Raw genomic sequence first — 12,642 nt, 5'->3', positions numbered from 1 at the left:
AAGGATATGGGGGTAGAATGAAGCAGGGGCAGACGGCGGTTACGGGCGCAACGATCCATCATGTGCGAACGGCCTTTTTGATATTGAGCGCGTGCGCGGCCTATCCGGCGATGGCGCAAGAGGCCGTGGTGCAGCCGAAAAAATCGGAAGCTGTGGCGGCCCAGAAGAGTGACAGGGCTGAGGGTGATACAGTTCTGAAGCCGATTACCGTCAAGAGCGGCGGCCAGGACGGTGCGACCAAGGGGTATCAGCCGGTGTCGACCGTTACCGCGACGCGCGCCGACACGCCGCTGATCGATATCCCGCAGGCCGTCAATATCGTCAGCCAGGACGTGCTGAAAGACCAGAAGGCGCAGTCGCTGGACGACGCGCTGTCCAATATCAGCGGCATCAGCCAGTCGAACACGCTCGGTGGTACGCAGGATTCCGTTATCCGCCGCGGCTTCGGCGACAATCGCGACGGCTCCATCCTGACCAATGGCCTGAAGACAGCGCTGCCGAGAAGCTTCAATGCCACAACCGATCGGGTCGAAGTGCTGAAGGGTCCGTCCTCGACGCTCTATGGCATTCTCGATCCGGGCGGCATGATCAACGTCATCACCAAGAAGCCGCAGCAGACTTTCAGCGGCGAGATTTACGGGACCGCTTCCAGCTTCGGCGGCGGCTCAACGGGCCTCGACTTCACCGGACCGATCGAAGGCACGGATTTCGCCTATCGCCTGATCGGCGAATACAAGAATGTCGATTACTGGCGCAATTTCGGCAAAACCAAGGACTGGATCATCTCACCGTCGCTCTCCTGGTATGGCGAGGACACCGAAGTCACGGTCTCTTATACGCATGAGGATTACAGCGTTCCCTTCGACCGCGGCACGATCTTCGACCTCAATACCGGCCATGCCGTCAATGTCGATCCGAAGATCCGTTTCGACGAGCCCTACAATATCTCCAAGGGCAGCTCGGACATGGCGACGATCAACGTCAAGCACGAGTTGAATGAAAACTGGAAGCTGAGCCTTGATTACGGCTACAGCTATAACGAATATTCCGACAATCAGGCCCGCGTCATGGCCTATAATGCTAAGACCGGTAACGTCACCCGACGCGCCGACGCGACGCAGGGCTCGACGATCTACAATCACGCCGTCCGCGCTGATCTCAGCGGCGATGTCGACGTCGGTGGCCTGCGCAATGAATTGCTGTTCGGTACCTCCTACGACTATGCCGATACGCTGCGCACCGACCTCATCCGCTGCGGGCAATCGGTGAATTTCAACATCTACAATCCGGTCTATGGAAAAATGCCGGCTTGCACGACCGTCTCGAAGGCCGACAGCGACCAGACAGAGCAGATCTCCACCGCCTCTGCCTATATCCAGGATTCGCTCCATCTCGACGATCAATGGATCCTCGTCGGCGGCCTTCGCTATCAGTATTACGATCTGATGGCCGGCAAAGGCCGCCCCTTCATCACCAATACCGACAGCCACGGCGGCAAATGGGTGCCGCGCGGCGGCGTCGTCTACAAGCTGACGCCGGACATCTCCTTCTACGGCAATATCGCCAAGACCTTCCGCCCGCAGTCTTCGATTGCGAGCTATTATGGCAATCTGCCGCCGGAGGAGGGCATCTCCTATGAGATCGGCAGCAAGTTCGAGATTGCCGAGGGGCTGACGGCCAATGTCGCGCTCTATACTAGCGACAAGAAGAATGTCGCCTATTCGGAAGTGATCGACGGCGAAACCTACGTCAAGACTGCCGGTCTCGTTCGTGCCCGGGGCGTCGAGGTCGATATTGCCGGCGAGATCACCGACGAGCTCAGCATGATCGCCAGCTATGGCTTTACGGATGCCAAGGTCCTTGAAGACCCCACCTACGCCGGCAAACAGCTGGTCAATGTGCCGCGCCACACCGGCTCGCTGTTCTTTGCCTATGATTTCGGTGAGGTCGGCGGCAGCAATACGCTGAAGGTCGGCGCGGGCCTTCGTGGCGCCGGCAAGCGGGCGGGCATGAACACCAATGCCTATTTCCTGCCCGGTTATATCGTGGCGGATGCCTTCGCCGCCTATACGTTCCAGATGGAACGGCCGCTGACGCTGCAGCTCAATCTGAAGAACATTTTCAACAAGACCTACTATACCTCGTCGATCGGAACGACCAATCTCGGCAACCAGATCGGCGAACCCTTCAGCGCAGTCCTCTCCGCAAGCGTCAAATTTTGATCGCTAGCTGAAATCAAGGGCAATGGGCGAGCACCCGCTTAAGGAAGGCGGGTGCATCTCATGCGGACGACGTCGGTGCGGCTGACGAGGGGCGAACCCCTTCTTCTACGTCGTTGCGAAAGGTTTGGGCCAAGGCCGGGCGTCCAACGTGATAGCCTTGGGCGTAGTCGATGCGCAGCTCTCGCAGCAAAGCGAGCTGCTTCTCGGTTTCCACCCCTTCGACCAGGATCTTGGGACCACGGTTGCGGATGAGGCCGATAATGTCCTGAAGCATGGCCTTGCCTCTCGCGGTCGAACTGCCGTGGAGGAAGGAGCGGTCGATCTTCACCGTGTCGAAGTCGATAAGGCGCAGCCATGATAGCCCGGCGAAGCCAGTGCCAAAATCGTCGAGCCAGATCCTGATCCCCAGCGTTTTCAGATCGTTGATGCATCTCAATATGTCGGAATGCATTTCCATTTCGAGGCCCTCGGTGATCTCGAAAGCCAGCCTGCTGCCGGAAACGCCCGTCTCGTAAAGGATCGCCGCCACGCTTGCCGCGAAGCCCGGCATTTTGAGCTGGATCGGGGAGACATTGATGCTGGCGATCTGGACATGATTGTCCGCCAAAAGATCGTGGCATGCCGTGCGTATCACCCAGCGGCCGAGTTCGAGGATCATGCCAGTGCGTTCGGCGATCGGAATAAAGAGGTTCGGAGGGATGACGCTGCCGTCAAGCGTCCTGAGGCGCATGAGCGCCTCGACTACGTCCTGCCGCCTGGAGGCGACATCCTCGATCGGCTGATAGACTAGCGACACAAGATTCTGATTAATGGCGATCTTCAACAGCGCCGCGATATTTTCGCTTTCATCACTGCTGTAGGGATCGTTTGGATCGAACAGGCGCGTGCAGTTGCGGCCACTCGCCTTGGCGCCGTACAAGGCGCGGTCTGCCTCATGGATGATCTTTTCGAGTTTCGCGCCGCTCTGCTCCCTCGTGAAGGCAGCCCCGATGCTGACGGTCACTACCGAGGTGCCGTCGCGCCGTTCTTCATGGAGAAGGCGCAGTTGCTCGACGGTGCTGCGGATCCGTTCGGCGAGGTAGGCCACCCGCTCTTTCTCGTTGAACTGGGCGAGCACGATGAACTCCTCGCCACCATAGCGACCGATCGAGCCACCAAGGGGCGCCACGGCCTCCTTGATCGATGCCGCGATATGGATAAGGCAGCGGTCGCCTTCCTGATGGCCGTAGAAATCGTTGTATTTCTTGAAAAAGTCGACATCGACAAGGATTGCCGTGAAGCCACGGCTATTGGCCTGCCATTCTTTCCAATAGTTTCTCAGCCTGTGGTCGACGGCCCGTCGATTTTCGAGACCCGTCAGATAGTCGGTATTCGACATCCGCAGCAAAGCCTCGCCGCGTTCGGTGGCCTCCCTGTGCTGCAGCTGTGCTTCGAGCGCGTTCAGGAAGACGTTGTACCGCTCGTGGTTCAGTTTCCAGTTCACGTAGGATGTGAAGACGAAACAGGAGAGATAGAACGTGCTGAAGGCCAGCGCATAGATATTCGTCGGCCAGAAGGCCGTCAAAGACAGCAGGAAAGTGGCCAGCACGGCGCTCGAAGCGATCACCGATAGCAGGAATCGGAAGCTGAAAAACAGATTGGCGCCCATCATGAAGATGGCGCCGAAGATCATGTAATAGGACAGGCTATCGGTATGGATGGTCCGGATCGCGGGGAATATCCACACGGCATATCCCAGGACCAGCGCCATGGCGCTGGTGCGGTCGAGATAAGTAATGCCGACCTTCAGGTGTCGCTGGCCTTCGAAGACGGCAAGCGCAATCACACCGACCGTCAAACGGGCTATGATCGTATAGGTCGCCACATCCGGGATCAGCAACAGGTCCGTGGTCGAGAACAGTATATAGACGAGGACAGCAATCCACAGGCCCTGCCGCGCGGCTTCCTTGCGGGCCATCTCGTCATCTCGTCGATAGAGTTCGCGAAGCTCAGCCGGAGACGGCCTCTGCAGTCTCTTGTCGAGATCGATCTCTGCCGAATTGGCAAACATGCGCTTCATGCACTGTTCCATTCGCTCGTACTACGCTTCGCAGTGCATCTTCTCTGCGGATTCCATTAACGTATCGTGCGGTCGCTGATCCATCCCTGGACTGAGAAGATGCGTTAGACCGGCCATTTTCCCACCTAATAGGCCGTCGTTTTTTATATCCCGTTAAAATCAAGTCGAAAATGCGCGGCGTTAAGCATGTTAGAGAATTCCTATGGTTAATCAAAAGTTTCACATTATGATAGAAATTAGTGGAACACCGACCTGTTGAAGAAGTTCTGGGTTCCATCAACGGCAACTTATAATTTACTCATATTTAACAGAGGATAACTCGCATGAACCAACGGAAGATGGATTTCGATGGCCATAGCCTGATTACCCCGACGGCAATCGCGAACGAGCTGGAGCTACCCAAGAGCGACCGTTTCGATGAGCAACTGATCGTCGGCAAGGGGCAAATCGCCCTGTTGCTCGAACTCGCCCGCCAGCAATTCGAGAAAGACCATAACCCGACCGAAATTATCGATCGGGTTACGCTTTCGCTCCATGAAACCCGCCATTCGCTGCATCCGCGCGTTTGGCAGGAATTGGTGCCGATCATCCAGAACCACCCGGTATCCGCGTTCTTTCAGGAAGATCCGCTGACCAAGTGGTCCGTCGATAAGCCGAGAGGCTATTCGGGCGACGCCGCGCTGCTCGACTTTATCTATCGGCACGAAAGCATCATGGACAGCGTCGCCAAGGCCACCGAACGTGGTCGGGCGCTTTTCGAATACACCAGCACCGCTCCCTCCTCGCTCGCCAATTGGGATCGCAGGGACATCCTGGCGCGTCATGTGGATGAAGTCGCGGCGGCGAAGGGGCCGGAAACGGAAGTCCTCAGCGTGGCCGCCGGACATCTGCGCGAGGCGGCCCATTCCGTGGCGCTGCGCGAAAAGGCGCTCAAGCGCTGGGTTGCCCTCGACCAGGATCCGATCAGCATCGGCACGATTGCCCGTGATTTCCATGGAACCGCGGTCGAAGCCATCAACGGTTCTGTTCGCGACCTGCTGACACGGCGGTCGAGCCCCGGCCAGTTCGATCTCGTCTATGCCTCGGGTCTTTATGACTATCTGGTCGACAAGGTCGCTATCAAGCTGACGCAGCGTTGCCTGGAAATGCTGAAGCCGGGCGGCGTCTTCCTGTTCGCCAACTATTCGTATCCCATTCTGGTCGATGGCTACATCGAGACCTTCATGAACTGGGCACTGTTGCTCCGTTCTGAGGCAGACATGTGGAAGATCATCCATGCGAGCACGGATGGGCAGGATTACGAGGCAAGCGTGTTCTTCGGCAAGAACCGCAATATCGTCTACGGCGTGCTCAGGAAGCGCAGCTAAACTGAGGAAGCGATACTAGCGTTTTCAATAGCCGACCGGGGGAAACTCCGGTCGGCTTTTTGCTGGGCACGCCCGGTCACTTCGAGGGCAGGCGCAGTTCGGCTCTGAGGCCGTGGTCTTCGCGGTTCAGCAGAAACAGGGTGCCGCCATGGGCCTTAACGATGCTGCGGGCGATCGACAGCCCCAGTCCCAGGCCGCCCGTTTCCGTGCTTCGCGAGGGTTCGAGGCGAACGAAGGCCTCAAAGGCATCCTCGATCTCCTCGTCCGGTATGCCGGGTCCATCATCCTCGACCGATATGATCACTTCGCCATCGGCATCTCTAAGAGTAACGGATGCGCTGCCACCGTAGCGAATGGCGTTCTCCACCAGGTTTCTCAAGGCTCTTTTCAGGGCGACGGGGCGGCAGGGGTAGGGAAGCGACGGCAAGGCGGCCAGATGCACATTGCCTTTGGTCAGCCGAAACTCCTCCGCAACCTGCCGGATGAGGTCGGCCAGATCGACCATGGCGGTGTCTTCCGTGCTGACTTCGGCCCGCGTGAAGGCAAGCGTGGCTTCGCAGATAGTCGTCAACTCGTCGATCGTGGCGACGATGTCCTCCCGGACCTCGTCATTATCGATGAACTCGGCCTTCAACCGCAGCGTCGTCAACGGCGTTCGCAGGTCGTGGCTGATGCTGGCAAAGAGGCGCAACCGGTCGCGCATGAACTGGCTCAATCTCTGATACATCGTGTTGAACGCCTGGATCGTTGCCGCGACTTCGGACGGACCGCTGACTTTCAGGGGCGAGAATGTCTCTCCACGGCCGAACCGCTCGGATGCGCTTGCCAGCATGCGCAGGGACTTCGTCTGTGATCGGACGGCGATTGTCACAGCGACGATTGCCGCCAGCGACGACAGGAAGAGGGAGAGAAAGGCAACCGGACTCCAGAAGGTCGGCAGGGCTATGCCATTGTATACGACAAGCCAGCGCCCGTCCGGCAGGGGCACCTGCGTGATGACCGTAACGATCCGCGACGGATATGGGAAATCGTCACCCGCTTGCAGCTTCGGATCAGGCAGTTGTCCCGAATTCTCCGGTCCGTTTGCGAGATCGAGGCAGGGAGCCATGTTCTGCTCGATGGCGATGCGAGGGGCGTCGAAATGCAGACCCTGGAGCTGCCGGAAGAGGCGATCGGCAAGGTCCTTTTCCGTCGCGTTCATCTGACGGTTGACCGCAGGGGCCGTTTCGATCCCGGCGCACAATTGCCTCGCCCGAAATGCTTCGAGGATGCGATCCTGCTCGTTGACCGGGGATGTGGCTAGGAGCTTTGCCAGGGTGGCGGTCACATTCAAGGTCTGGCCATGAACGACCCGCTCGGCAATGCCGTCCTGTTGGCTGTTCAGGATGACGATCAGGGCGACCTGCGCAAGCGTGAGAGCCGCGACAAGCGAGATGATCAGCCGCGCGGCAAAGTTTTGCGGCCATATCCACCAGCGCAAATGCTTCACGACACCTCCTCGACGGTCCCGGCGAAGGTGTATCCATCTCCCCATACGGTCTTGATGAGCGTCGGCTGCTGGGGATCGTCTTCGATGCGGCGGCGCAGGCGGCTGACGAGATTGTCGATGCTGCGGTCGAAAACCTGCGCGGACCGGCCGGCGGTGATGTCGAGCAACTGATTGCGGGTGAGAACGACGCCCGGCCGCGAAACGAGGGCGAGCAGCAGACGGAACTCGGCTGTTCCCAGCGCCGCTTCGCTGCCGGATGCATCGACAAGCGATCGCTGCGAGACGTCGAGCGTCCAATTTCCGAAGCGGTACCGCTTGTGCTCCGGATCCGATGTCACCGCAGCAGTGGCATTGGCGCGGCGAAGCAGCGCACGGATGCGCGCCAGAAGCTCGCGCGGGTTGAAGGGCTTGGTGACGTAATCGTCCGCGCCGAGCTCCAGGCCGATGATCCTGTCGGTCTCGTCAGACACCGCCGTCAGAAGCACGATCGGCACCATGCTCGTCTGACGCAGCGACCTGCAGAGGGATAGTCCGTCCTCCCCCGGCATCATGATGTCCAGAACGACCAGGTCGATCGTGGCGGTCCGCAACTGCTGGCGCATCTCCGCCCCGCCGTTCGCCGTGCTGACGCGCAGTCCGTTCTTGGCAAGATACTTGGCCAGGAGGTCGCGGATCTCCTTGTGGTCGTCGACGACGAGGACATGGGGTGTTCGTTGCATTGCAGGTTCCTTTGTTTCCAAAGGCTTCCGCCCGAGGAACGCTTGATATGCGTCTTTGAAGTTTTCGGGACGTTTCCCGCAACATCAAAATTGTAACCAAATGTCACGGCCGCCGGACCGTGACAGAATTGATTACCGAATTGCCCGCTGTTGGCAAACTTTGATGACATCTCTCGGAGATGGTCCGCTCAACTTGATCCGGCTTTCCGGATGCTGGCGTTGGAGCCGTGTCTACGGACATCGCGCTGACGGCCACATCAAATCCGCCATCCGGCCCTTTGCATTGTTGAATTCGCGATTGGACAGATCCCTTATGAGTATCAAATTTCGCCTTAGCCACTTGCCGCAACTCCGGCCCGCCTGCGCGCCAGCCGTTCACAATAGAATCTCGATGTCGGCACTGATGCTTCCAGCGCTGCTGTCGATGGGCATCACGTTGCAGTCATGCTCCGAGCAATCGAGCACACAGAATCCGATGGGCGCGGTCAAGGTGGAGGTCAGCGCCATGACGCTGCATCCGCAATCGGTGGCCATCACGGCGGAAGTCCCCGGTCGCACGGTGGCCTCCTTGATCGCGGAGGTTCGGCCGCAGGTCGGCGGGATCATAAGGGCACGCAATTTCAAGGAAGGCAGCGAAGTTGCCGCCGGCGACGTGCTCTATGAAATCGATCCGAGTTCCTACCAGGCTTCCTACGACAGTGCCGTTGCCTCCTTGCAGAAGGCGGAGGGTGCCGTGCCGAGCGCCCAGTCGAAGGTGGATCGTTACAAGGGTCTGACGGCGCAAGACGCGGTCAGCAGGCAGGATCTTGACGATGCGCTATCCACCCTGGCGCAGGCAAAGGCCGATGTCGCTTCCGCCAAGGCAGCCCTGGAAACGGCGCGCATCAATCTCGACTACACCAAGATCCGCGCGCCGATTTCCGGGCGCATCGACGCCTCATCGGTCACCGTGGGAGCGCTGGTCACCGCCGAGCAGACGACGGCGCTCGCTACCATCAACCAGCTTGATCCGATCAATGTCGATGTGACCCAATCGAGCACGAACCTCCTGGCTTTCCGCCGCGCGGTCGCCGAAGGCCGGTTGAAGACCAGCGGCGACAACGTCTCGGTCAATCTCAAGCTTGAGGACGGATCGCAATATTCCGAGCCCGGGACCTTCGCATTCCTCGAGGCATCCGTGTCCGAAACCGTTGGGACCGTCACCGCTCGCGCGGTCTTCCCCAATCCGGACCGCCTGCTGCTGCCCGGCATGTACGTGCGGGCAACGATTGCGGAGGGTGTTGCGCCGAACAGCTATCTCGTGCCGCAGCGTGCCGTCTCTCGCAACACAAAGGGCGAGCCCACCGCCTTCTTCGTTGATACCGCTGGCAAGGTCCAGCAGCGCGTTCTCGCCGTCCAGCGCAGCATCGGCAATAGCTGGCTGGTTAACCAAGGCCTTCAGGATGGCGACCGGGTCGTTGTCGAGGGGCTGCAAAGGGTGCGCGACGGCCAGGAGGTGAAGGTCGACGATGTCACGGTCAATGATGCGACGGGGGAACTTTCGCAGGCATCCTCCAGCGCGTCCGGCCAGCTCAAAGAAGCCGCCAACGTTGCAATTGTGAAGTGAGGTGGTTTGATGTCTCGTTTTTTCATCGACCGGCCGATCTTTGCCTGGGTCATCGCCATCGTCATCATGCTTGCGGGCGCGCTGTCGATCCTGACGCTGTCAATCTCGCAATATCCGCAGATTGCCCCGACGACGGTGCGTATCACTGCAACCTATTCCGGTGCTGACGCCGCAACCGTCGAGAATTCGGTGACCAAGGTCATCGAGCAGGGCATGACCGGCATCGACAATCTCGACTACATGACATCGACGTCGACCTCGACGGGCCAAGCCTCGATCTCGCTGACCTTTACCAACAAAGCCGACGCCGACGTCGCGCAAATGCAGGTGCAGAACAAGCTGCAGCTCGTCACCGCGCAATTGCCGACGACCGTCCAGACCACCGGCATCACGGTCTCGAAATCGACCTCGAACTTCCTGATGGTCATCGGCTTCGTCTCGTCCGACGGCAAGCTCAATTCCAATGATATCGCCGACTACATCAACAGCACGCTGAACGATACGCTGAAACGTGTTTCCGGTGTCGGGGACACACAGCTCTTTGGTTCCGGCTATGCCATGCGTATCTGGGTCGATCCGGACAAGCTGGCCAAATACCAGCTGATGGTGGGCGACGTCACCACCGCGATCGAGGCGCAGAACTCGCAGGTTTCGGCCGGCCAGCTAGGTGCGCTGCCGCAGCGCAAGGGCCAGCAGCTCAACGCGACGGTGACGGCAAAGAGCCGTCTTCAGACGCCGGAACAGTTCAACAATATTATTCTCAAGAGCCTGTCGGACGGCTCGCTGGTGCGCCTCAACGATGTCGCGACCGTCGAGCTCGGTGCGGAGAGTTATACGAGCTCGAGCATCTATAATGGTCACCCCTCGGCCGGTCTCGCCATCATGCTTGCCTCCGGCGCCAATGCCATCGACACGGCCGAGGCGGTGCAATCGACCATCAACAATCTGAAGGAGACGCTGCCGCCGAATGTCGAGGTGGTCTATCCCTATGACACGACACCCTTCGTAAAGCTGTCGATCGAGGATGTGGTCAAGACACTATTCGAGGCCATCGTACTCGTCTTCATCGTCATGTTCGTCTTCCTGCAGAGCTTGCGGGCAACGCTCATCCCGACACTTGCGGTGCCGGTTGTCCTGCTTGGAACCTTCGGCATTCTCTCTGCCTTCGGATACTCCATCAACACATTGACGATGTTCGGCATGGTGCTGGCAATCGGCTTGTTGGTGGACGACGCCATCGTCGTCGTCGAAAACGTCGAGCGCGTGATGGAGGAGGAGGGACTATCGCCGCGCGAGGCGACGCTGAAATCCATGAACGAGATTACCGGCGCGCTGATCGGTATCGCGACCGTGCTATCGGCCGTGTTCATTCCGATGGCCTTTTTCTCCGGCTCCGTCGGCGTCATCTACCGGCAGTTCTCGGTGACGATCGTCTCGGCTATGGTGCTCTCCGTCATCGTTGCCCTCATCCTGACACCCGCACTCTGCGCAACGATCCTGAAAAAACCCGAGCATGGATCGAAGCAACGCGGCGCCTTCGGCTGGTTCAACCGCAATTTCGAACGTGGCACGCGCGGCTATCAGCGTAGTGTCGGCGGCATCATCAAGCGGACGCCGCTCTTCATCCTTGTCTTCGTGCTGATTACGGCTGCGGTCGGCTATCTGTTCAACCGCCTGCCGAGTTCGTTCCTGCCGGATGAGGACCAAGGCATCCTGATTACCAGCGTCCAGCTTCCCGCCGGAGCTGCCGACGATCGCACCGAGAAGGTGTTGAGGCAGGTTACCGACTACTATCTCAACAACGAGAAGGACTATGTCGACGGCGTTATGGGGGTTGCGGGCTTCGGCTTTGGCGGTCAGGGCCAGAATGTTGGTCTCGCCTTCATCAAGTTGAAGGATTTCGCGCTGCGTACCACGCCGCAATCGAAGGCGCAGGCGATTGCCGGCCGTGCCATGGGCGCCTTCTCGAAGATCAAGGACGGCAGCGTCTTTGCGCTTTCGCCGCCGGCGATCCCAGGCTTCGGCAACAATAGCGGTTTCGATTTCTTCATCAAGGACATCAACGGCGCCGGCCATGCCAGCCTGATCGCCGCCCGCAACCAGTTGCTGGGTGCCGCCGCAAAGAGCACCAAGCTCAGTGGCACGCGTCCGAACGGTCAGGAAGATACGCCGCAATACTCGGTCAATATCGATGCTGAAAAGGCAAGTGCGCTCAACATAACGCTCTCCGACATTGATACGACGCTGTCGACTGCCTGGGGCGGCACCTACGTCAACGAATTCATCGATCGCGGACGCGTCAAGAAGGTCTATGTGCAGGGGAATGAAGGCTCCCGCATGCAACCGGAGGATCTGGATCGCTGGTACGTGCGCAACTCCGGCGGCGACATGGTGCCGTTCTCGGCCTTCTCCAGCGGCGAATGGACCTATGGTTCACCGCGCCTGGAACGCTATAACGGTTCGTCGGCCGTCGAAATCCAGGGTGCTGCCGCTCCCGGCGTCTCCTCCGGCGATGCCATGAACGAGATCGACCAGATCATGGCGACCCTGCCGCCCGGCTTCAGCCATGAATGGACCAGCCTGTCGGCCCAGGAAAAGCTCTCCGGCAATCAGGCAAGCCAGCTCTATGCCATCTCCATCCTGGTCGTCTTCCTGGCGCTCGCCGCTCTCTACGAAAGCTGGTCGATCCCGCTTGCCGTCATGCTGTCAGTGCCGATCGGCATCTTCGGCGCGCTGCTGGCCGCCACCCTCTTCGGCCAGTCGAACGACGTCTATTTCAAGGTCGGCCTGCTGACGACGATAGGATTGGCGGCCAAGAACGCCATTCTGATCGTCGAATTCGCCATCGAGCAGCAGAACAACGGCAAGAACCTGATCGACGCGACACTGGAGGCATCGAGGCAGCGCCTGCGCCCGATCCTGATGACGTCGCTTGCCTTCATTCTCGGCGTCATGCCGCTGGCGATCGCCAATGGTGCCGGCTCGGGCAGTCAGAACTCGATCGGCATCGGCGTCATGGGCGGCATGATCTCGGCGACCGTCCTCGGCGTCTTCTTCATCCCGCTGCTCTTCGTCTCCGTCCGACGCATCTTCAAGGGCAAGGTGCTGGCGACGGCGGACGCGAAACTCGATCCGGAAAGCTGAGGGACACCTCGGCTTTCCGCCTCTTTCAGTCATCAT

7 protein-coding genes are annotated in these 12,642 nt (G+C 59.3%); 4 read left to right on the top strand and 3 right to left on the bottom strand.

Going from position 1 to position 12,642, the window contains the following annotated elements; all coding sequences use genetic code 11:
* Window positions 1–17: 17 nt before the first annotated feature.
* Entirely contained in the window at window positions 18–2,222 is a 2,205-nt protein-coding gene (locus AC1RO0_RS11180) for a TonB-dependent siderophore receptor (RefSeq protein ID WP_498592954.1), read from the top strand.
* Window positions 2,223–2,280: 58 nt separating this feature from the next.
* Here AC1RO0_RS11180 and AC1RO0_RS11175 read toward each other — a convergent pair whose 3' ends face one another.
* Entirely contained in the window at window positions 2,281–4,281 is a 2,001-nt protein-coding gene (locus AC1RO0_RS11175; protein ID WP_498592953.1) for a putative bifunctional diguanylate cyclase/phosphodiesterase, read from the bottom strand.
* A gap of 323 nt (window positions 4,282–4,604) precedes the next feature.
* Here AC1RO0_RS11175 and AC1RO0_RS11170 point away from each other — a divergent pair, with 323 nt between their 5' ends.
* On the top strand, window positions 4,605–5,648 hold the full coding sequence (locus AC1RO0_RS11170; RefSeq protein ID WP_498592952.1) for a class I SAM-dependent methyltransferase: 1,044 nt from the start codon (window positions 4,605–4,607) through the stop codon (window positions 5,646–5,648).
* Window positions 5,649–5,724: 76 nt separating this feature from the next.
* Here AC1RO0_RS11170 and AC1RO0_RS11165 read toward each other — a convergent pair whose 3' ends face one another.
* Both AC1RO0_RS11165 and AC1RO0_RS11160 read right to left on the bottom strand, forming a co-directional pair.
* Window positions 5,725–7,137, bottom strand: coding sequence for an ATP-binding protein (locus AC1RO0_RS11165; RefSeq protein ID WP_498592951.1), 1,413 nt, complete (start codon window positions 7,135–7,137; stop codon window positions 5,725–5,727).
* Complete coding sequence (locus AC1RO0_RS11160; RefSeq protein WP_498592950.1) at window positions 7,134–7,856, bottom strand: response regulator; 723 nt, start codon at window positions 7,854–7,856, stop codon at window positions 7,134–7,136. The genes AC1RO0_RS11165 and AC1RO0_RS11160 overlap by 4 nt, the downstream gene beginning before the upstream one ends.
* Window positions 7,857–8,169: 313 nt before the next feature.
* Between AC1RO0_RS11160 and AC1RO0_RS11155 the strand changes: the two genes are divergently transcribed.
* Both AC1RO0_RS11155 and AC1RO0_RS11150 read left to right on the top strand, forming a co-directional pair.
* Window positions 8,170–9,462 (top strand): efflux RND transporter periplasmic adaptor subunit, encoded by a 1,293-nt coding sequence (locus AC1RO0_RS11155; RefSeq protein ID WP_498592949.1) that lies wholly within the window; start codon window positions 8,170–8,172, stop codon window positions 9,460–9,462.
* 9 nt (window positions 9,463–9,471) lie between these two features.
* Complete coding sequence (locus AC1RO0_RS11150; protein ID WP_498592948.1) at window positions 9,472–12,606, top strand: efflux RND transporter permease subunit; 3,135 nt, start codon at window positions 9,472–9,474, stop codon at window positions 12,604–12,606.
* Window positions 12,607–12,642: the final 36 nt, after the last annotated feature.

It is taken from the genome of Rhizobium sp. GW821-FHT14E12 (assembly GCF_058803745.1).
This window is presented reverse-complemented; position numbering and strand designations above follow the sequence as displayed.

Coding starts and splice junctions, on each gene's coding strand:
- AC1RO0_RS11180 (WP_498592954.1), top strand. CDS start 18: ATGAAGCAGGGGCAGACGGCGGTTACGGGCGCAACGATCCATCATGTG.
- AC1RO0_RS11175 (WP_498592953.1), bottom strand. CDS start 4,281: ATGAAGCGCATGTTTGCCAATTCGGCAGAGATCGATCTCGACAAGAGA.
- AC1RO0_RS11170 (WP_498592952.1), top strand. CDS start 4,605: ATGAACCAACGGAAGATGGATTTCGATGGCCATAGCCTGATTACCCCG.
- AC1RO0_RS11160 (WP_498592950.1), bottom strand. CDS start 7,856: ATGCAACGAACACCCCATGTCCTCGTCGTCGACGACCACAAGGAGATC.
- AC1RO0_RS11155 (WP_498592949.1), top strand. CDS start 8,170: ATGAGTATCAAATTTCGCCTTAGCCACTTGCCGCAACTCCGGCCCGCC.
- AC1RO0_RS11150 (WP_498592948.1), top strand. CDS start 9,472: ATGTCTCGTTTTTTCATCGACCGGCCGATCTTTGCCTGGGTCATCGCC.